Source organism: Caldovatus sediminis, from assembly GCF_014644455.1.
GTDB lineage: Bacteria > Pseudomonadota > Alphaproteobacteria > Acetobacterales > Acetobacteraceae > Caldovatus > Caldovatus sediminis.
Genome location: NZ_BMKS01000001.1, coordinates 379,409 through 398,877, shown reverse-complemented (window position 1 = coordinate 398,877; position 19,469 = coordinate 379,409). Strand labels below are relative to the sequence as shown.

Genomic DNA, 19,469 nt, shown 5'->3' with positions numbered 1-19,469 from the left:
GTCAGTCCTTGATGCCCAGGCGGCGCATGCGCTCCCACAGGGTGGTGCGCGACACGCCTAGGATCTGCGCGGCGTCGCCGATCCGGCCGCCGCAGCGCGCCAGGATCCGCCGGATGTGCTCGCGCTCCGCCGCCTCCCGCGCCGCCGCCAGCGAAAGCGGGGGCGCCTCCTGCGCCTGGCGTTCGGGGAACAGGTCGGCGACGCCAAGCCGCTGCGATTCGGCCAGCACCAGGGCGCGCTCGATCCGGTTGCGCAGCTCGCGCACGTTGCCCGGCCAGCCGTGGTGCAGCAGCGCGCCGAGCGCCTCGGCGTCGAGCGCGGGAACGTCCCTGCCGAGGCTGCGCGCGAAGTGGCGGAGGAAGTGGGCGGCGAGCTCCTCGACGTCCTCCGGGCGCTGGCGCAGCGGCGGCACCTGGAGCTCGACGACCGCGAGCCGGTAGTAGAGGTCGTCGCGGAACCGGCCCTCGGCGACGCGCGCGCGCAGATCGGCGTTGGTCGCGGCGACGATGCGCGCGCCGAGGGCGAGTTCCTCCCGTCCGCCGAGGCGCGTGAAACGTCTCTCCTGCAGCAGCCGCAGCAGCTTGGCCTGCGAGGGGGGGGCGAGTTCCGCCACCTCGTCGAGGAACAGCGTGCCCCCTGCCGCCCGCTCGGCGAGGCCGATCTGGCGCTCGTTGGCCCCGGTGAAGGCGCCGCGCTCGTGCCCGAAGATCTGGCTCTCGAGCAGGTCGCTCGGGATCGCGGCGCAGTTCACCGCGAGGAACGGGGCGGCGGCGCGCGGGCCCGCCTCGTGCAGGACGCGGGCGGCGACCTCCTTGCCCGCGCCGCTCTCGCCGACGAGCAGCACGGTCGTGTCCACGCGGCCGAGCTTCAGCAGGTGCCGGCGCAGGGTCTGCATCGAGGGCGACGCCCAGCCCGCGGCGTCGGGGGGCGGCTCGGCCGGCGGCGACCACGCGGCGAAGGCGTCGAGCTTGTCGATCAGGAGCTGCGCGGGGAAGGGCTTCTCCACGTAGTCGTCGGCGCCGGCGCGCAGCATCCGCACCGCCTGCCCGACGTCGCCATAGGCGGTGACGACGACGATCGGCGTGCCGCCGAGCTGCGGCATCAGGTGCGTGAGCAGCGATTCGCCGTCGCCGTCCGGCAGGCGGATGTCGCAGACGATCATGGTGGGCCGCCGGCGGCGCAGCAGCGCCTCGCCCTCCGCCGCGCTGCGCGCCCACCAGACGTCGATCCCCTCGAGGGCGAGGCGCTGCGTCAGCGATTCGCCGAGCACGGCGTCGTCCTCGATCAGGACCACCGACCGGCGCATGGCGGCGGGCGCGCTCATGCCGCGCCCTCGCGCCGGGCCGGCAGGCGCAGCACGATGCGCGTGCCGGCGCTGCGGCCCGCCTCCACCTCGATCCGGCCGGCGAGGGACTCCACGAGGCGGGCGGCGATCGAGATCCCGAGGCCCTGCGAGGTCCCGGCCCCCCCCTCGTCGCCGCCCAGGCGCCGCGCCAGCTCCGGCGGCAGCCCGCCGGCCTCGTCCTCGACCGCAATGACCAGATCGTCGCCGCGCCGGCCGGCCTCGAGCGTCACGCGGCCGCCCTGCCGCGTCGCGGTGACGGCGTTGAGCAGGAGGTTGAGCACGATCTGCCGCACGCGCACCGCATCGGTCGGCACGTCGCCGCGCAGATCGACCCGCCAGGCGAGGTCGACGCCGCGGCGGCGCGCCTCCGGCTGCACCAGGACCTTCAGGTCCTCGAGATCCGCGTCGGAAAGCGGCCGCGGCTCGGCCGCCTCGCGGTGCGTCGCGAGGGTGGTGCGCACCACGGCCTCGATCTGCATCAGCCCGCGCTCCACGAGGCTGACCGCATGCTCGCGCGCCGCCGCGTCCGCGCCGAAGCGCCGGATGGTGTCGAGCGCAGTCAGCATGCCGGCGAGGGGGTTCCGCACCTCGTGCGCGACGGTCGCGGCGAGCCGGCCGAGCACCGCGGCGCGTTCCTGCTCCTCCAGGCGGGCGGCGAGCTCCTGGCGGTCGCGCAGGCGCTCGACCATCAGGTTGTAGGCCGCGACCAGCCGGCTGATCTCGGCGTCCTGCGCGGCGGCGGCGTCGAGCGGCGGCAGCGGCTCCGGCCGACCGCTGCCGGCCCGCTCGATCGCCGCCGTCACGGCGGCGAAGGGACGTATCAGTCGTCGTGCGAAGTGCATGGCGAGAGCCGCTGCCAGGGCCGCGAGCACCAGGTCGGCGACGGTGAGCGCGATGCCGACGCGATTGCGGCGCGTGACCTGCTCGGGAAAGGCGAGCTGCGCGGCGATCAGCGCGATGGGCTCGCCGTCCGCGACCAGTTCGCGCTGCGCCCAGGCCGTCGCGCCACCGGCGGTCCGCGTCCAGGCGACGTTGCCGCCGCCCCGGTTCCACGGCGGGTCGCCCTGCGGGTCGCCGACCCGGGCGATGGGCGCGCCATCCGGCCGGGTGACGACGATGCCGAGGTCGGTGACGCCCCGCTGCAGCCCGAGGCCGCGCTCCAGCACCTCCTGCAGCTCGACCCGGTCGTCGCGCACCAGCGCCGGCAGTACGGCGCCGGCCAGGCTGTCGATGTAGACATCCGCCATCTGCGCGATCTCCTGGTCGAGCTCGCGTCCCATCACGTAGAGCGCGAGATGGGTGGTGCCGACGGCGGAGAGGAAGACGGCGACGCCCACGAAGAGGGGCAGCCGCACGGCGATCGTCCAGGGCGGACGGGAAGGTTTCGGCATGGTTCGACGCGTCGCCTCCGGCCTCGTCGCAACCGAGGCCGTTCCCCGGGGCGCGCGAGAGCCGGGGGCCTCATAGCAGCGGCGCAGGGCCGTCCCAGCACCCGGGCGGGACGCAAGGCGCATGGAGGGGACGACGCGGGGACCTGCATGGCGACCCACCGCAGCAAGCGGCGTGCCAGCGTGCCGCCGCGCCGGGATCGGGGGGAATCGGGGCCTCGCCGGCCGGTTCCGCGGTGCTGCCGTTCAGCTTTCCGGCCGGCGCCCGGGGAGAATGTCCGGGAATCCGGACAACAGGCCCGCGCCGCGCCCGGGCGGCGCGCCTCCGCGCGTCACGCCGGAGCGCTGCGCATTGTCATCGTATCGCCTCCGCGCCCGCGATGGGGTCGCCGCTGCGCAGGCTCCGACGGTGCGGTTCCGCAGGAAGGAAGGCAGGGCCGGGACTGGGGCCCCGGCCCTGCCGAAGGCGCAACGACCGCCGGTCGGCCGACCGGCGGCCGGCATCACCGCGGGCTGCCGCCCTGCCCGGCGCCGCCGGGTCCGCTGCCGCCGTGCGCCGGCGCCGTCCCCGCGACGCCGGCGCCGGTCGCCGCGCCCGCGTCGCGGGCCGTCATGTCCATCGCCAGCCGCATGTGCTGCTGGGCCGCCGCGCGGTCGCGGTTCCTCAGCGCCTGGCGCGCCTCGGCGATCTGGCGCTGCAGCTCCGAGCCCTGCGGCGTCATTCCGCCGGCGATCGCCTCGCGGTTCAGCAGCTCGGTCTCGGCACGCTCGAGAAGCTCGTTCGCCAGCGCGAAATTGCCGCGCGCCATCGCCGAGTCGGCCTGGCGCAGGAGGGCGTCCACGTCGCGCGATATGGCCTCGGCGCGGCGCGCCGCGTCGTACTGCTGTCCGACCGGCGGGATCAGGCCTGCGCCGCCCTCGGTGTGCGGCGTCAGGGGCGTGCCCGGAGGCGGGGTGAAGCCGTAGCCGGCGCCGCCGGGACGACCGAGGTCGGAGCCGGCCTGCTGCGCCAGCGCCCCCGGCGCCGCGACGAGCAGCGCGGCGCCGAACACCGTGGCGAGAAGCTGGACCTTGCGCATCGCGATCACGTCTCCGTGCTGGTCTCGGATGGGACGACGGATGCGGCGGCGCCCCGGCGAACCGGGCCCCGCCGCCCGATCGCCGAATCAACACGGACGCCTCCCCGGGGTTTCCCCGGGGACCGGCGAAGGCGCGACCGGTCGGCAGGGCGGGCCGAGCGTGCGCGACGCGCCCGCCGCCCTCCGCGCCCCCGGTCGTGGAGGCGCGGCGCGCAGGGCGTCCGGGACGCGGGCCGTCCGTTCCGGCGGCTCAGCGATGCGGGCGCGGGGCGACCAGCGCCTTCAGGTCGGCCTGGGGCCGCGCGCCGAAGTGGCTGATCGCCTCCGCCGCCGCCACCGCGCCCCAGCGGCCGCACTCCGGCAGCGCCCGGCCCTGCGCGAGCGCGGCGAGGAACCCGGCCGCGTAGGCGTCGCCCGCGCCGGTCGTGTCCACCACCCGCACCGGCATGGCCGGGACCTCGTGCGTCGCCTCGCCGGCGACGATCACGCTGCCCTGCGCCCCGCGCGTCAGCACCGCGAGGTCCACGTCGGCGCGGGCCAGCATCGCCGCGTGCTCGAAGCGCTCGACCTCGTAGAGCGCGCGGATCTCCGCCTCGTTGGCGAACAGGATGTCGGCCTCCTCGCGGACGAAGGCGAGGAAGGCCTCGCGGTGCCGCGCGACGCAGAACGGGTCGGACAGCGTGATCGCCACCTTCCGCCCCGCCGCGTGCGCCACCGCCGAGGCCGCGCGGAACGCCGCCTGCGCCGCCGGCGGATCGAACAGGTAGCCCTCGAGGTAGGTGATCCGCGCCGCGCGCAGCGCCGCGATGTCGAGGTCGCCCTCGCCGAAGGCGACGCAGGCGCCGAGATGGGTGTTCATCGTCCGCTGCCCGTCGGGCGTCACCAGGATCAGGCAGCGCGCGGTCGGCGCCCCGCCGTCGAGCGGCGGCGTCGGGAAGCGCACGCCCGCCGCGGTGATGTCGTGGCGGAACACCGCGCCGAGCTGGTCCGCCGCCACCTTGCCGAGGAAGCCGACGCGCGCGCCGAGCGCCGCCGCCGCGGCGCAGGCGTTCGCCGCCGAGCCGCCGGAGCTCTCGACCGCCGGGCCCATCGCCGCGTAGAGCCGCTCCGCCTCTGCGGCGTCGATCAGCCGCATGGCGCCCTTCACCATGCCGTGCTCGTGGAGGAAGGAGTCCTCCGCGCGCGCCAGCACGTCCACGATGGCGTTGCCGATGCCGAGGATGTCGAGTTCGGTGGCGTGGGACATGCGGGACCTCGCGGCGGGGGCCGCTCCGCATACCCGTCACCACCCGGGGCCGCAACATGTCGCTCCTGCGCGCCGTCCTGCTCGCCGTCGCCCAGCTCGACGACCCCGCCTTGCGCCGCCCGCTGTGGCGCGCCGCGGCGCTGGCCGCCGCCGCCTTCGCGCTGCTGTTCTGGCTCGCCTGGCGCGGCGCGGCGCGGCTCGCGGCGAGCGCCCCGGACTGGCTGGCCGGGCCGGCGCTGGACTGGGCGGCGCAGGCGCTTGGCGGCCTGCTCGCCCTGCTGCTCGCGGCCTGGCTGTTCGTACCGGCGGTGGTCGCGCTGGCGGCACAGTTCGCCGATCCGGTGGCCGCGGCGGTGGAACGCCGGCACTATCCGGGCCTGCCGCCTGCCGTGGGGGCGTCGCTGGCGGCGCAGCTCGGCGCCGGGCTGCGGCTCGGGGCACGGCTGCTGGCGCTGCACCTCGCGCTGATCCCTGTGGCGCTGGTGCTGCCGGGCGTCGGCGCCGCGCTGGCCTTCGCGGTCGGGGCCTGGGCGTTCGGCGCCGGCCTGTTCGAGACCGTGGCGATGCGCCGCATGGGGGCGCCCGCGGCGCGGGCCGAGCGCCGGCGGCAACGGCTCTCCGTCCTCGGCCTCGGCGCGCTCGGGGTGCTGGCGGCCGCGGTGCCGCTGCTCAACCTGCTGGTCCCGGTCCTCGGGCTCGCGGCGGCGACGCATCTGCTGCACGGGGGTGCCGGCACGGCTGGCGGTCGGGGCGGGCCTGGCGCGAGCCGGGGCGCATGAAGCTGGGGATAACCCCTCGCTTACCGGTTGTATGCGATCGTCCGAGCGTGCTAGCCGCAGGACCGGGAGGTGCGCGGCGCGGGGGAGAGCGCGCGCCGCGGGGCCCACACCGCTGTGACAGGGGGAACAGCATGTCCGTCTTCCGCCGCCGCCGTGACGAGACACCGGGCGCCGCGCCGGGCGCCGCCTCGCCGTCCTCGGGGGGCGCCGATTCGGCCGACAAGCCGGGCGCGAGCGTGCCGGTGGCGCGCGATCCGGAACTCGGCGTGCCACCGTTCCGCCCGGCGCCCAAGGAGCCGCCGGCGGTCGGCGCGACCGCGCCGCGCCCCAACGCCGCGCCCGCCTCGCCGGTCGCTGGCGCGGCGCGTCCCGGCACGCCGACGCTCGCCGGCGCGCGTTCGGTCGGCGCCGCCGCGGTGACGCAGGGCGGGGGCGTGCCGCGCGCCGAGGCGGGCGATCGCCGCACGCTGGTCGTGGGCAAGGGCATCAGCCTGCAGGGCACGGTCAGCGACGCGGAGCGCCTCGTCGTCGAGGGCACCGTCGAGTCGCAGATGATCCAGGCGGCCGAGCTCCTCATCACGCATTCGGGCGTGTTCAAGGGCGAGGTGCAGATCGAGGACGCCGAGGTCGCCGGCACCTTCGACGGCACCCTCACCGCCACCGGCAGCCTCGTCATCCGTGCCACCGGCAAGGTTCTCGGCGTGGCGCGCTGCCGGCGCCTCCAGGTCGAGGAGGGCGGCCAGATCACCGGCCGCATGGAGATGCTGACCGATGCCGCGCTGAGCGGCGCCGCCGCCCGTGCCCCGGTGCCGCCGGCCATGCCGACCGCCGCGCCCGCCCGCACCCCGGAGCCCGCCGAGGCCTGACGGCGCAATAGGCCTCCGCGCTGGTGCGAGGGGGCAGGGGGAGAGGAGGGGGGCGCGTCCGGTGCGTCGTCGCCATCCGCCGCGGGCATGAGCGCGGGACCGTCCGCGCCCGGGGACGGGCCGCGGCCCGTCGCCGGTTCCGCCGCCGGCATGGCGCCGGCTGCCGCCCGGCGTCCGGGCTCGCGGCGGACTGTGCGGACGCTGCGCCGGCTTGCGCTGCTGGCGGGGGGCGCGACCGCCGCCGCCACGGGGTGCGCGGGCGCGGATCGCGGGGCCGATCCGGCGGCCGTCGCCGCCAGCCTCCGGGCCTCGTTGGCGAGCACGCGCGCCAGCCTCGCCGCCCTCGAACCCGCGGGCGGCCCGCTGCTGGCCGGCGCGTCGCGGCCGGCGGCCGGGGCCGTCGTCCCGCGGCCGCCGCGTGGCGCGTCGCCAGTGGCGGCCCGGGGCGCCGGGCCCGATGCCGTGTCGTCGTCGCCCGACCCGGATGCGCCGCTGCGGGCGCGTCCCGTCGCCCTGGCCGTCCTCGGCGCGGCCGCGGCGCGGCGCGGCGCCGAAGCCGGTCCGCCGCCGTCCGAGGCGGCGGAACTGCTCGGCCTGCCGGCCGAGGCGGTGGTGCGGAGGCTCGGCGAGCCGGCGCTGCGACGGCCCGAGGGGCCGGCCGAGGTCTGGCTCTACACGGCGCGCTCCTGCGCGCTCGACGTCATCCTCTACCGCGACGAGCCGGCGCAGCCCGCGCCGGTGCGCGCGGCAGGCGGCCCGCGCGAGGGCGCGGACGGCGCGGCCGCGACGCTGCGCGTCGCCTTCGCCGCCGCCCGCGCCTCCGGCTCCGAGGCGCGCACCGAGGCGGCCTGCCTGCGCGACATCGCGGCGGGCGGGCACGGGCCGGATGCGTCCGGCCGGGCGGCATCGCCGCGCGACGCCGCCCCGTTCGAGGCCTCCGGCGGCCCCAGGCGACGCGAGGCGAGGGGGCCGGTGGTGGCGCTCCTCGGCGGCGGGGACTGAGGTCGTCCGGCCAGCCGCCCGCCGTTCCGCATGGCCCCCTGGCTCGACGCCTTCGTCCCGGCCTTCGGGCTGCTGCTGCTCGGCGCCGCGCTGAAGCGCGTGCTGCTGCGCGACGAGGCGATCTGGGCGGGGATGGAGCGCCTGACCTTCTGGGTGCTGCTCCCCTCGCTGATCGTCACCGCGCTCTCGGCCGTGGACCTCGCGACGCTGCCGCTCGGGCGCATGGCGCTCTCGATCTGGGGCGCGCTGGCGGTCGGGACGGTGGCGAGCACCGCGCTCGCCCGCGCCCTCGGCCACGGCCACGCGGCGATGACCTCGGTGCTGCAGGGCGGCATCCGGTTCAACAACCTGATGGGCTTCGCCATCTGCGGCGCGCTGTTCGGCGCCCCCGGCCTCGCCCTCGCCGCGGTCTCGACGGGGCTGATCGTGCCGGTGGTGCAGACGGTGACGGTCCTCGCCTTCCTGCTCGGCCGTGGCGGCGCGCCACCGGGGCCGCTGACGCTGCTTCGCCAGGTCCTGGCGAATCCGCTGATGCTCGCCTGCCTGATCGGCTTCGGTCTCGCCGCGCTGGGCGGGCTGCCGCCGGGCCTCTCGCGGCTGGTCGCCGCGCTCGGGCAGGGCTCGATCGCGCTTGGCCTGCTGTGCGTCGGCGCGGCGCTCTCGCTCGGCACGCTGGGGGCGCAGGCGCCGACCCAGGCGCTGACCGGGGCGCTCAAGCTGGTCGGCATGCCGGCGCTGGCCTGGGGGCTGGCGGCGCTGCTCGGCCTGCCCCCGCTGGAGACCGCGGTCGCCGTCACCTTCATGGCCCTGCCGACGGCACCGACGAGCTACGTCATGGCGCGCGCGATGGGCGGCGACGCGCCGCTCATGGCGGCGATCACCACCACCGAACATGTCGCCGCGGCGGCGACCCTGCCGTTCTGGCTCTCCCTGCTCGTCGGCGCCTACGCGATCGCCGCCCCGTAGCGCGACGCCGGCGCGCGGCGCATTATGCGCGCCTCGAGGAATGCCGCGGGGAACGGGAGCACGGAGCGGATGCTGCGACGCAGGGACACGGTGCTGGGCATGGCGGGGGTGGCGCTGGCGGCGACCCGGGGCAGCCGCGCGGCCCGCGCCCAGGGCGGTGGCGCCTGGCCGGACCGGCCGATCCGCTGGATCGTCGGCTATCCGCCGGGCGGGGCCTCCGACGCCATGGCGCGGCTGATCGCCAACGCCATCGGCACCCGTCTCGGCCAGCCGATCGTGGTCGAGAACCGGCCCGGCGGCGGCGCCGTGCTGGCCAGCGAGCAGGTCTCCCGCGCCGCGCCGGACGGGCACACGCTGCTCCACTCCGACAACGGCATGCTGGTGTACAACCCGGCGCTCTACCGGCGCCTGCCCTACGACCCCGACCGCGACCTGACCGGGATCGGCTTCATCGGCCGCTGGCCGCTGTTCTTCGTCGTCGCGCCGGAGAGCCCGCACCGCAGCTTCGCCGAGCTCGTGGAGGCCTCGAAGCGGCACGGGCTGACCTACGGCACGCCGGGCGTCGCCTCGCCGCACCACCTCGCCTGCGAGATGGTGAAGAAGCGCACCGGGCTCGACGCGACGCACGTGCCCTACCGCGGCGGGCCGCTGGCCATGAACGACCTGCTGGGCGGGCGGGTGGACCTGGTGCTGATCGACACCTCCACCGGCATCCCCTTCGTGCGCGCCGACCGCGTGCGCGTGCTGGCCCAGCTCGGCGACCGCCGGTCCGAGCAGTTGCCGGACGTGCCGACGCTGGTCGAGCTCGGCCACGAGGGCGCGGTGGCCTACGGCTGGCAGTCGCTGTCGGCCCCCGCGGGCACGCCGGCGCCGGTGATCCGCCGGCTGAACGAGGAGCTGGTGCGCGCCATGGGCACGCCGGAGCTCACCGCCCACGCGCGCAACATCGGCGTCGAGGTGGTGAACATGACGCCCGAGCAGTTCAACGCCTTCGTCCAGCGCGAGTGCGGCTTCTGGCGCCCGCTGATCCGCGAGCTGGGCATCCGGGTGGACAGTTGAGCATGCGCCGCGCTCGCGCAGCGACCGGGTGGGCGCTGGCGATGGCGCTGCTCGCGCTCGGCGCCGCCGCGCCGCGCGCGGCGGCGCGCGCCGAGGAGCCGCCGGGCGCGATCCAGCGCGCCGGCGCGGCGGTGGAGCGCGGGGCGCAGCGCACCGGCGCCGCGCTCGATCGCGCCGGGCGGCGCACCGCCGCGCATCTGGAGAAGCGCGCGCGGCAGACCGGCGCGGCTTTGCAGCGCGCCGGGAACTGGACCGAGCGCAAGGTGCGCCGCGCGGCGGAGCGCGTCGGGATCGCCGACTGACGGCCGCGCGGACGGCGCGCCGTCATGCCCGCAAATGCACCACCGGCAGCCCCACCGCCTCCGCCACCAGCGTGCGGTGGCAATGCGCCGGGTCGGCCTCCAGGCACAGCAGGCAGACGGGTCCCTCGCGCCGCGCGCGCGCCCTGAGCGCGGCGAGCGCCGCCTGCGCCTCCACCCCGGCGAGGTGGCGGAGGAAGACCGGCCGCATCGCCTGCGGCCGCCCCGCGCGCACCGCGGCGCGCCCCTCCGCCGGCGTGCCCAGCGCCGGCTCGTGCACGTAGCCGATCCCGGCCTCCTCCAGCGCCGCCGCGAGCGCACGCCTGGAAAAGCCCGGGCGGCGGCTGTTCGCCAGCGCGCGCACGTCCACCACCGTGCGCACGCCGGCGCCGCGCAGCGCCTCGATCAACCGCGGCGGCGTCGCCTCGGGGTAGCCGATGGTGAAGAGCCTCACCGCGGGATCGCGGTGTGCGCGGCGAGGCAGGCGACCTCCAGGATCTGGTTCACCCCCGCCTCCACCGGCACGATCTGCGCCGGGCGGGAGAGCCCCACCAGCAGCGGCCCGATCGAGGTCGCGCTGGTCAGGCGCGGCACCGCCTTGGTCAGGATGTGCGCCGCGTGCAGGCCCGGGCAGACCAGCACGTTCGCCGGCCCGGTCAGGCGGCAGAACGGGTAGAGCGCCGCCCGCAGCGCCGGGTCGAGCGCCACGTCCGCGCCCATCTCGCCGTCGTACTCGAAGTCCACGCCGCGCGCGTCGAGCAGCTTCACCGCGTCGCGGATCGAGCCCGGGATTACCCCCTTCGGGTCGCCGAAGGTCGAGAAGGAGAGGAACGCCACCCGCGGCTCGTGCCCGAGCCGGCGCGCCGCCGCCGCGCTCTTGGTCGCGATCTCGGCGAGCGTCGGCGCGTCCGGCCGCTCGTGGATCGCCGTGTCGGCGACCAGCACCGTGCCGGAGCGGCTCGCCAGCATCAGCGTCAGCCCGAACAGCACGCCGCCCGGCTCCGGGTCGATCGCCGTCAGCACGCCCTCGAGCGCGACGGAGTAGCTGCGCGTCACGCCCGTCACCATCGCGTCGGCGTCGCCCATCGCCACCATGCAGGCGGCGAAGACGTTGCGGTCCTGGTTGACCAGGCGCTGGCAGTCGCGGAACAGGAAGCCCTGGCGCTGGCGCCTGGCGTAGAGGAACTCCGCGTAGCGGCGGTTGCTCTCGGACAGGCGGGCGTTGTGGATCTCGATGCCGTCCGGCATCGGCAGGCCGAGCGCGGCGACGCTGGCGTGGATGCGGTCCTCGCGCCCGATCAGCACCGGGGTGCCGTAGCCCGCGTTGCGGAAGGCGATGGCGGCGCGGATCACCTTTTCCTCCTCGCCCTCGGCGAAGACGACGCGGCGCGGGTTGGCCCGCACCCGTTCGGTGATCGCCTCGAGCGCCGCCGCGGTGGGGTCGAGCCGGCTGGCGAGCTCGCGCGCGTAGCGGCGCAGGTCCATCAGCGGGCGCCGCGCCACCCCCGAATCCATCGCCGCTTTGGCGACGGCGGGCGGGACGCGGGAGATCAGGCGGGGATCGAAGGCGTTGGGGATGATGTAGTCGGGGCCGAAGCGCAGCGCCTTGCCGGCGCCGGCGCCGGACACCTCCTCCGGCACGTCTTCGCGCGCCAGCATCGCCAGCGCCTCGGCGGCGGCGATCTTCATCGCGTCGTTGATCGTGCTCGCGCGCACGTCGAGCGCGCCGCGGAAGATGAAGGGGAAGCCGAGCACGTTGTTGACCTGGTTCGGGTAGTCGGAGCGGCCGGTGGCGATGATGCAGTCCGGCCGCGCCGCCTTCGCCTCCTCCGGCGTGATCTCCGGGTCGGGGTTGGCCATGGCGAAGATGATCGGCTTCGGCGCCATGGCGCGCACCATCTCCTGCGTCAGCGCGCCCTTGACCGAGAGGCCGAAGAACACGTCCGCCCCCTCCAGCGCCTCCGCCAGCGTGCGGGCCCCGGTCTCCGCCGCGTGGGCCGACTTCCACTGGTTCATGCCCTCGCGCCGGCCGCGCCAGATCACGCCCTTGGTGTCGCAGAGGACGACGTTCTCGGGCCGCATCCCCATCGCCTTGAGCAGCTCGGCGCAGGCGATCGAGGCCGCGCCCGCGCCGTTGATGACGAGGCGCGTCTCGGCGATGTCGCGCCCGGTCAGGTGCAGCGCGTTGATCAGCCCGGCGGCGGCGACGATCGCCGTGCCGTGCTGGTCGTCGTGGAAGACCGGGATGTCCATCAGCTCGCGCAGGCGCTGCTCGATGACGAAGCACTCCGGCGCCTTGATGTCCTCGAGGTTGATGCCGCCGAAGGAGGGGCCGAGGAAGCGCACGGCGGCGACGAACTCGTCCACGTCCTCGGTGGCGACGCAGAGGTCCATGCCGTCCACGTCGGCGAAGCGCTTGAAGAGGGCGACCTTGCCCTCCATCACCGGCTTCGCCGCCAGCGCCCCGAGGTTGCCGAGGCCGAGGACCGCGGTGCCGTTCGAGACGACGGCGACGAAATTGCCCTTGCTCGTGTAGTCGTAGGCGAGCGCGGGGTTGCGGTGGATGTGCAGGCAGGGCTCGGCGACGCCGGGCGAGTAGGCGAGCGAGAGGTCGCGCGCGGTCACCAGCGGCTTGGTCAGCCGCGTCTCCAGCTTGCCGGGCCGGCCCTCGGCGTGCAGCGCCAGCGCCTCCTCGGCGGTGATCCGGGCGGTGCGCGCATCGCCGAGCGGCGCGTCCTTCGCCACGTCGTCCATCCTCCGGTTCCTCCCCCTCGGGTCGCTCGGGGGACGATGATGCGGCGCCCGGCGCCCCGGCGCGAGTCCCTTGCGGCCGGGGGCCGGCCCTTCGCGCCTGCGGCAAGCCGGGCTAGGGTCGCCGCCCCCATGGACCGGAGAGAGCCGAGCACGATTCCCAGCGCCGCGGGCGCCACCCCGGCGCTGGCGCAGTGGTTCGCCGCCAAGGCGGCGCACCCGGACGCCCTCGTCTTCTTCCGCATGGGCGACTTCTTCGAGCTGTTCTTCGCCGACGCCGAGGCCGCCGCCCAGGCGCTCGACATCGCGCTCACCTTCCGCGGCGAGCACCAGGGCCGCCCGGTGCCGATGTGCGGCGTGCCGGCCCACAGCGTCGAGGGCTACCTGGCGCGCCTGATCCGCCGCGGCTTCCGCGTGGCGATCTGCGACCAGCTCGAGACGCCGGAGGAGGCGAAGCGGCGCAGGGCCGCCACCATCCGCCGCGAGGTGGTGCGCGTCGTCACCCCCGGCACCGTCACCGAGGAGGCGCTGCTCGAGGCCGCGCGCCCGGCCTGGCTGCTGGCGCTGGCGCCCGCGGGCGCCGTGGTCGGCGCGGCCTGGCTCGAGGTCTCGACCGGGGCCTTCGAGACGGAGGCGGTGCCGCGCGGCGAGCTCGCCGCCCTGCTGGCGCGGCTGGAGCCGGCGGAGATCCTCGCGCCCGAGGGGCTCGCCGCCGATCCGGCGCTCGCGCCCTACGCCGGCGCGGTCGCCCATGCCGAGCCGCCGCGCGACGGCGCCCGGCGCCTCGCCGCCGCCTTCGAGGTCGCGACCCTCGACGGCTTCGGCGCCTTCACCGAGGCCGAGATCGCCGCCGCCGCCATGGCCGTGGACTACGTCCGCGCCACCCAGGCCGGCGGCCTGCCGCGCCTCGCGCCCCCTTCCCCGCGGGGCGGGCGCGGCGTGCTGCAGATGGACGCGCCGACCCGGCGCTCGCTCGAGATCCTGCGCGACCAGCGCGGCGGCACGCGCGACTGCCTGCTCGGCGCCGTGGACCGCACCCTGACCGCCGCCGGCGCGCGCGAGCTCGCCGCCCGCCTCGCCGCGCCGCTGACCGAGGCCGAGGCGATCGCCGCCCGCCACGACGCGGTCGGCTTCCTGCTCGCCGCCGGCGCGGTGCGGGCGGCGGTGCGCGCGGCGCTCAAGGGCGCGCCCGACATGGCGCGGGCGCTGGCGCGGCTCTCGCTCGACCGCTTCGCCCCGCGCGACCTCGCGGCGGTCCGCGACGGGCTGGCGCGGGCCGGGACGATCGCCGCCGCGCTCGCCGAGGCGAGCGGCGTGCCGCCGCTGCCGCCGCTGCTCGCCGCGGCGCTGCGCGCGCTGCGCCCCGATCCGGACCCGCGCGCCGCGCTGGAGCGCGCCCTCGCCGAGACCCTGCCCGCCCGCGTCGAGGACGGAGGCGTGGTCGCCCCCGGCTACGACGGCGAGCTCGACGCGCTGCGCCGCCTGCGCGACGGCGCGCGCGAGGCGATCGCCGCCCTGCAGCTCGACCTCGCCCAGGCCTGGGGCGTGGCGTCGCTCAAGATCCGCCACCACCAGCAGCTCGGCTTCCTCGCCGAGGTCCCCGCCGCCGCCGGCGAGAAGCTGCTGCGCGCCCCGCCCGCCGGGGGGCCGCACGCCCCGGTGCACCGCCAGACCATGGCGAACGCGATGCGCTTCACCTGCGCCGCGCTCGCCGACCTCGACCGCCGCGTCGCCGAGGCGGGCGAGCAGGCGCAGCGGCGCGAGCGGCTCGTCGTGCAGCACCTGCGCCGGCTCTGCCTCGACGCCGCGCCCGGCATCGCCGCCGCGGCGCAGGCGCTGGCGGAGCTCGACGTCCACGCCGCCGCGGCCGAGCTCGCCGCCTCGGGCGTCTGGTGCCGGCCGGAGATCGTCGAGCGGCCGGAGTTCGCCGTCACCGCCGGCCGCCATCCGGTGGTCGAGGCGGCGCTCGCCCGCGCCCGCGGCCCGGCCTTCGTGTCCAACGACTGCGACCTCTCGCCGGGCCGGCGCATCTGCCTGCTCACCGGCCCGAACATGGCCGGCAAGTCCACCTATCTGCGCCAGAACGCGCTGCTCGTCGTCCTTGCGCAGGCGGGATTGTTCGTGCCGGCGGAGCGCGCGCGGCTCGGCCTCGTGGATCGCCTGTTCTCGCGCGTCGGCGCCGCCGATGACATCGCCGGCGGGCGCTCCACATTCATGGTCGAGATGGCGGAAACCGCCGCGATCCTGAACCAGGCCGGGCCCCGCAGCCTCGTCGTGCTCGACGAGGTCGGGCGCGGCACCGCGACCTGGGACGGGCTCGCCATCGCCTGGGCGGTGCTGGAGGCGCTGCACGACCGCCTCCGCTGCCGCGCGCTCTTCGCCACGCATTTCCACGAACTGGTGACGCTCGCCGGCGGCCGGCTGCCCGAGCTCGCCCTCGCCACCATGCGGGTGCGGGAATGGCGGGGCGAGGTGGTGTTCCTGCACAGCGTCGCGCCCGGCGCGGCGGAACGGTCCTGGGGCCTGCACGTCGCCCGCCTCGCCGGGGTGCCGCGGCCGGTGGTGGCGCGGGCGGAGGCGGTGCTGAAGGCGCTGGAGGACCGCGCCCGCGGCCTCGATCCGCTGTCGGACGAGCTGCCGCTGTTCGCCGGACCGGCCGCCGCCCCGGCCCCGCAGGGCGCGCCGCGCGATGCGGGCGGCGCGGCCGCGCCCCACCCCGTGCTCGCCGCCCTGGCCGATCTCGACCCGGACGCGCTGACGCCGCGCGAGGCGCAGGCGACGCTCTACCGTCTCAAATCGCTTGCCGCCCCTGTTGCTGCGGTGCAAAACTCCCCAGAGTCAACATGATGAACAGCAAGGCCGTATCCCGCGCAGCCGCACCGCGGCGCCCCGCGCCGGCGCGGGAGAGCACGGCCGTCCCGCCGCCCCCCTCCGCCATCCCGCCGGCATCGGCGCCCGACGTTCCGGCGCCGGAAGTGGCGGCCGACCTGGTCGCCGCGCTGCTCGCGCCGGACCGTGGCGGCGCCCCGTTGCCGCGCGACCAGGCGCTCGGCCTGCTGCGCCGCCATCTCGGCCTGCTGCAGGCGCGGGTGCAGGAGAGCTTCGAGGCGCGCCAGCTCTCCGGCCTCGCCGCCGCGCGCTGGCTCGCGGCGCTGATGGACGGGCTGGTGCAGGCGATCCACGCCTACACCGCGGCCATGGTGCCGCCGCGCGGCGCGGCGGAGGCGGAGGAGGCGCCCTTCGCCCTCGTCGCCACCGGGGGCTACGGCCGCGGCGTGCTGGCGCCCTATTCCGACATCGACCTGCTGTTCCTGACGCCCGGCCCGGCGGGCGAGGACCGGCCGATCGGCCCGCGCGGCCGGCGCGCCGTCGAGTTCATGCTCTACCTCCTCTGGGACCTCGGGCTGAAGGTCGGCCACGCGACCAGGACCGTGGCGGAGTGCATCGAGGACGCGCGCGCCGACGCGACGGTGCAGACGGCGCTGCTCGACGCCCGCTTCCTCGCCGGCGAGCGGGCGGTGTTCGACCGCTTCGCCGAGGACTTCGCCCGCGCCCGCGCCGAATGGGGCCTCGGCCAGTTCCTCGCCGCCAAGCGGGCCGAGCGCCTGGAGCGCCACAAGCGCTACGGCGACAGCCCCTTCCTGGTCGAGCCGCACATCAAGGAGGGCCGCGGCGGCCTGCGCGACCTGCAGACCCTCTACTGGATCGCGCGCTACGCCTTCGGCGTGCAGAAGATGCCCGAGCTGGTCGGCCCCGACAGCCCGGGCGGCGGCATCCTCACCGAGCAGGAGGCGAAGGCGATCCGCCGCGCCTGGTCCTTCCTCTGGACCGTGCGCTTCCACCTCCACTACGTCACCGGCCGCGCCGAGGAGCGCCTGACCTTCGACCTCCAGCCGGTGGTGGGCGCCCGCATGGGCTACACCCGCCACGGCCTGCAGGACGGCGTCGAGCGCTTCATGAAGCACTTCTTCCTGACGGCGCGCGACACCGTCCGCCTCACCCGCCTGCTCGAGCCCGCGATCGAGCGCGCGGCGCTCGGTCCGCCCGCGGTGCTGCCGGCCCCGGACAAGACCCTCTCGCGCGCCGGCTTCGCGCTCGCCGACGGCAAGCTGATCGCGGCGCCGGGCCGGGACTTCGGGCGCGAGCCGGTGCTGATGCTGCGCCTGGTGCGCATGGCGCGCGACCGCGGCCTGGAGATCCACCCGCTCGCGCTGCGCGCGCTGATCCGCAACGCCCGCTGCGCCGTCGCCCTGCGCGGCGACGAGGAGGCGAGCGCGATCTTCCTCGACCTGCTGACGGGGCGCGACGGCGCGCGCTGGCTGCGGGCGCTGAACGAGGCGGGATTCCTGTCGCGCTACCTGCCCGACTGGGCGCGCATCGTCGGGCTGATGCAGTTCGACACCTACCACGTCTTCACCGTGGACGAGCACACGATCGAGGCGATCGGCGTCCTCGGCCAGCTCGACCGCGGCGATCTGGTCGAGGTGGCGCCAGTCGCCTCCGAGCTGATCGGCCAGCTCCAGTCGCGCCGCGCGCTCTACATGGCGGTGCTGCTGCACGACATCGCCAAGGGCCGCGGCGGCGACCACTCCGAGCTCGGCGCGCGCATCGCCCAGGAGATTTGCCCCGCGCTCGGCATGACGCCGGAGGAGACCGAGACCGTCTCCTGGCTCGTCCTGCACCACCTGCTGATCAGCCAGACCGCCTTCAAGCGCGACATCGAGGACCCCAAGACCATCCTCGACATCGCCGACCTGATCCAGTCGCCCGAGCGCCTGCGCCTGCTGCTGGTGCTGACCGTGGCCGACATGCGCGCCGTCGGCCCCAAGGTGTGGAACAACTGGAAGGCGACGCTGCTGCGCGAGCTCTACTGGCGCGTCGCCGAGGTGCTGGCGGGCGGCCTCTCCGTGCCGGAGCGCGACCTGCGCGTGACGCAGGCGAAGCAGGCCGCGGCCGCCATGCTCGCCGACTGGCCGGAGGAGGAGGTGCGCCGCTTCCTCGCCCTCGGCTACCCCGGCTACTGGCTCTCCTTCGACCCCGAGACCCACGCCCGCCACGCCCACCTGATCCGCGAGGCCGCGGCCGCCGACGCCCCGCTCACCGTGCGCACCCGCGTGCTCGAGGCGCGCAGCGTCACCGAGGTGACGGTCTACGCCGCCGACCACCCGGGCCTGTTCAGCCGCATCGCCGGCGCGCTCGCCGTCGCCGGCGCCTCGATCGTGGACGCGCGCATCCACACCCTGACCAACGGCATGGCGCTCGACACCTTCTGGGTGCAGGACGCCGCGGGCGGGGCCTTCGATGCGCCGCACCGCCTCGCCCGCCTCTCCGTGCTGATCGAGCAGGCGCTCTCCGGCCGGCTGCGCGTGGCGGAGGAGATCCGCAAGGTGCGGCGCGAGCCGGCGCGGCTGCGCGCCGTCACCGTGCCGCCGCGGGTGGTCATAGACAACCACGCCTCCAACACCCACACGGTGATCGAGGTGAACGGCCGCGACCGGCCCGGGCTGCTGCACGACGTCACCGCCGCGATCAGCGCCCAGGGGCTGCAGATCGCCTCCGCCCACATCACCACCTACGGCGTGCGCGCGGTGGACGTGTTCTACGTCAAGGACGTGTTCGGCCTGAAGGTCGAGAACGAGCGCAAGCTCGCCGCGCTGCGCGAGGCGCTGCTCGAGGCGCTGACGCCGCCCGAGGCGGAGGCGGCGGCGCCGCGCCAGGCGGTCGCGGGCGCCGCCTGAGGCGCCGCGGCCGCCCGGCCGCGCTCAGCCGATGCGGAACGTCGCGGCGCTGCCGCGGCGGCCGGGCGTGACCTCGAGCCGCGCGGGGATGCGCGCGCGCAGCTCCGCGACGTGGCTGATCACCCCCACCAGCCGGTCGCCGCCGCCGAGGCCGGCCAGCACCTCCATCGCCGTGTCGAGCGCCTCCTCGTCGAGCGTGCCGAACCCCTCGTCCACGAACAGCGCATCTATCCGCCGCGCGCCGGCGTGCGCCTGCACGGTGTCGGCGAGGCCGAGCGCCATCGCCAGCGCCGTGCAGAACCCCTCGCCGCCGGAGAGCGTGCCGGGCGGACGCACGCCGCCGTTCCATTCGTCCAGCACCTCGATGTCGAGCCCGACGCCCCGCCGCACCGGGTCCTCGACCCGCCGGAGCTGGTAGCGCCCGCGCAGCATCGCGCGGAGGCGCCGGTTGGCGGCGGACAGCGCCTCGTCGAGCAGGCTGCGCAGCACGAAGCCCTCGAGGCTGAGGTTCTGCGGGTTCCTGCCCGCGACCAGCGCGGCGAGCTCCTGGCGCAGCTCCAGCGCCCCGCGCGCGGCGGCGAGGTCGCGCCCGGCCTCGGCGATGGCGGCGAGCAGGCGGTCCGCATCGCTCAGGCGCTGGCGGAGCGCCGCCGCCGCCGCGGTGGCGGCGCGCTGCCCGGCGGCGGTCTCCTCCGCGGCCCGTTCGAGCGCCGCGAGGTCGGGCGGCGCGAGGCCCTCCGCCGCCGCCCGCGCCGCCGCCTCGGCCGCGCGCGCGGTCGCCAGCGCCTGGTCGAAGCCGGCGATCCGCCCCTCCAGGGCGTCGGCTGCGCCGGGCGGCAGGCGCGCCGCCTCGAAGGCGGCGATGCCGGCGAAGCCCGCCTCCGCGCACAGGCGGGCGAAGGCGGCCTCCTGCGCCGCCCGGCGGTCCGCCTCGGTCGCGGCGCGGGCGGC

The 19,469-nt window shown here is 76.8% G+C and carries 15 protein-coding genes; 8 read left to right on the top strand and 7 right to left on the bottom strand.

Features of this window, described 5'->3' with window-relative positions; genetic code table 11:
* Nucleotide 1: 1 nt before the first annotated feature.
* The 4 genes from IEX99_RS01865 to IEX99_RS01850 form a co-directional block, all read right to left on the bottom strand.
* Nucleotides 2–1,324 (bottom strand): sigma-54-dependent transcriptional regulator, encoded by a 1,323-nt coding sequence (locus IEX99_RS01865; protein WP_188897828.1) that lies wholly within the window; start codon nucleotides 1,322–1,324, stop codon nucleotides 2–4.
* The gene (locus IEX99_RS01860) at nucleotides 1,321–2,736 is read right to left on the bottom strand and encodes a sensor histidine kinase (protein ID WP_188897826.1); all 1,416 of its coding nucleotides are present in this window, start codon (nucleotides 2,734–2,736) and stop codon (nucleotides 1,321–1,323) included. The genes IEX99_RS01865 and IEX99_RS01860 overlap by 4 nt, the downstream gene beginning before the upstream one ends.
* Nucleotides 2,737–3,236: 500 nt before the next feature.
* A complete protein-coding gene (locus IEX99_RS01855; protein WP_188897824.1) occupies nucleotides 3,237–3,812 on the bottom strand; it encodes a hypothetical protein in 576 nt (191 codons plus the stop codon).
* Nucleotides 3,813–4,062: 250 nt separating this feature from the next.
* Nucleotides 4,063–5,058 (bottom strand): adenosine kinase, encoded by a 996-nt coding sequence (locus tag IEX99_RS01850; RefSeq protein WP_188897822.1) that lies wholly within the window; start codon nucleotides 5,056–5,058, stop codon nucleotides 4,063–4,065.
* Nucleotides 5,059–5,114: 56 nt separating this feature from the next.
* Between IEX99_RS01850 and IEX99_RS01845 the strand changes: the two genes are divergently transcribed.
* From IEX99_RS01845 to IEX99_RS01820, 6 genes are all read left to right on the top strand, one after another.
* The gene (locus IEX99_RS01845; protein WP_188897820.1) at nucleotides 5,115–5,837 is read left to right on the top strand and encodes an EI24 domain-containing protein; all 723 of its coding nucleotides are present in this window, start codon (nucleotides 5,115–5,117) and stop codon (nucleotides 5,835–5,837) included.
* A gap of 131 nt (nucleotides 5,838–5,968) precedes the next feature.
* Entirely contained in the window at nucleotides 5,969–6,703 is a 735-nt protein-coding gene (locus tag IEX99_RS22775; RefSeq protein WP_188897818.1) for a bactofilin family protein, read from the top strand.
* 462 nt (nucleotides 6,704–7,165) lie between these two features.
* Nucleotides 7,166–7,705: a hypothetical protein gene (locus tag IEX99_RS01835; RefSeq protein WP_188897816.1), complete on the top strand. Its 540-nt coding sequence runs from the start codon at nucleotides 7,166–7,168 to the stop codon at nucleotides 7,703–7,705.
* 30 nt (nucleotides 7,706–7,735) lie between these two features.
* A complete protein-coding gene (locus IEX99_RS01830) occupies nucleotides 7,736–8,671 on the top strand; it encodes an AEC family transporter (RefSeq protein ID WP_188897814.1) in 936 nt (311 codons plus the stop codon).
* Between the two features lie 69 nt (nucleotides 8,672–8,740).
* Nucleotides 8,741–9,730 (top strand): Bug family tripartite tricarboxylate transporter substrate binding protein, encoded by a 990-nt coding sequence (locus IEX99_RS01825; protein WP_188897812.1) that lies wholly within the window; start codon nucleotides 8,741–8,743, stop codon nucleotides 9,728–9,730.
* Between the two features lie 2 nt (nucleotides 9,731–9,732).
* The gene (locus tag IEX99_RS01820) at nucleotides 9,733–10,032 is read left to right on the top strand and encodes a hypothetical protein (RefSeq protein ID WP_188897810.1); all 300 of its coding nucleotides are present in this window, start codon (nucleotides 9,733–9,735) and stop codon (nucleotides 10,030–10,032) included.
* A gap of 22 nt (nucleotides 10,033–10,054) precedes the next feature.
* Here the strand turns inward: IEX99_RS01820 and IEX99_RS01815 are convergent, their stop codons facing one another.
* Both IEX99_RS01815 and IEX99_RS01810 read right to left on the bottom strand, forming a co-directional pair.
* Nucleotides 10,055–10,483, bottom strand: coding sequence for a DUF488 domain-containing protein (locus IEX99_RS01815; RefSeq protein ID WP_229677742.1), 429 nt, complete (start codon nucleotides 10,481–10,483; stop codon nucleotides 10,055–10,057).
* Nucleotides 10,480–12,783, bottom strand: coding sequence for an NADP-dependent malic enzyme (locus IEX99_RS01810; protein WP_188897809.1), 2,304 nt, complete (start codon nucleotides 12,781–12,783; stop codon nucleotides 10,480–10,482). Before IEX99_RS01810 ends, IEX99_RS01815 begins: the two co-directional genes overlap by 4 nt.
* Before the next feature lie 129 nt (nucleotides 12,784–12,912).
* Here IEX99_RS01810 and mutS point away from each other — a divergent pair, with 129 nt between their 5' ends.
* Together mutS and IEX99_RS01800 are read left to right on the top strand one after the other, a co-directional pair.
* A complete protein-coding gene (gene mutS, locus IEX99_RS01805) occupies nucleotides 12,913–15,627 on the top strand; it encodes a DNA mismatch repair protein MutS (protein ID WP_188897807.1) in 2,715 nt (904 codons plus the stop codon).
* Complete coding sequence (locus IEX99_RS01800; protein WP_188897805.1) at nucleotides 15,627–18,518, top strand: [protein-PII] uridylyltransferase; 2,892 nt, start codon at nucleotides 15,627–15,629, stop codon at nucleotides 18,516–18,518. Before mutS ends, IEX99_RS01800 begins: the two co-directional genes overlap by 1 nt.
* Before the next feature lie 24 nt (nucleotides 18,519–18,542).
* Here IEX99_RS01800 and IEX99_RS01795 read toward each other — a convergent pair.
* A partial coding sequence (locus IEX99_RS01795) for an SbcC/MukB-like Walker B domain-containing protein (protein ID WP_268237448.1) occupies nucleotides 18,543–19,469 on the bottom strand: 927 nt, incomplete at its 5' end.

Bases quoted from the DNA above. Each gene is read 5' to 3' on its own strand.
- IEX99_RS01810 (WP_188897809.1), bottom strand. From the start codon at position 12,783: ATGGACGACGTGGCGAAGGACGCGCCGCTCGGCGATGCGCGCACCGCC.
- IEX99_RS01855 (WP_188897824.1), bottom strand. From the start codon at position 3,812: ATGCGCAAGGTCCAGCTTCTCGCCACGGTGTTCGGCGCCGCGCTGCTC.
- IEX99_RS01850 (WP_188897822.1), bottom strand. From the start codon at position 5,058: ATGTCCCACGCCACCGAACTCGACATCCTCGGCATCGGCAACGCCATC.
- IEX99_RS01860 (WP_188897826.1), bottom strand. From the start codon at position 2,736: ATGCCGAAACCTTCCCGTCCGCCCTGGACGATCGCCGTGCGGCTGCCC.
- IEX99_RS01825 (WP_188897812.1), top strand. From the start codon at position 8,741: ATGCTGCGACGCAGGGACACGGTGCTGGGCATGGCGGGGGTGGCGCTG.
- mutS (WP_188897807.1), top strand. From the start codon at position 12,913: ATGGACCGGAGAGAGCCGAGCACGATTCCCAGCGCCGCGGGCGCCACC.
- IEX99_RS01865 (WP_188897828.1), bottom strand. From the start codon at position 1,324: ATGAGCGCGCCCGCCGCCATGCGCCGGTCGGTGGTCCTGATCGAGGAC.
- IEX99_RS01845 (WP_188897820.1), top strand. From the start codon at position 5,115: ATGTCGCTCCTGCGCGCCGTCCTGCTCGCCGTCGCCCAGCTCGACGAC.
- IEX99_RS01800 (WP_188897805.1), top strand. From the start codon at position 15,627: ATGAACAGCAAGGCCGTATCCCGCGCAGCCGCACCGCGGCGCCCCGCG.
- IEX99_RS22775 (WP_188897818.1), top strand. From the start codon at position 5,969: ATGTCCGTCTTCCGCCGCCGCCGTGACGAGACACCGGGCGCCGCGCCG.
- IEX99_RS01830 (WP_188897814.1), top strand. From the start codon at position 7,736: ATGGCCCCCTGGCTCGACGCCTTCGTCCCGGCCTTCGGGCTGCTGCTG.
- IEX99_RS01820 (WP_188897810.1), top strand. From the start codon at position 9,733: ATGCGCCGCGCTCGCGCAGCGACCGGGTGGGCGCTGGCGATGGCGCTG.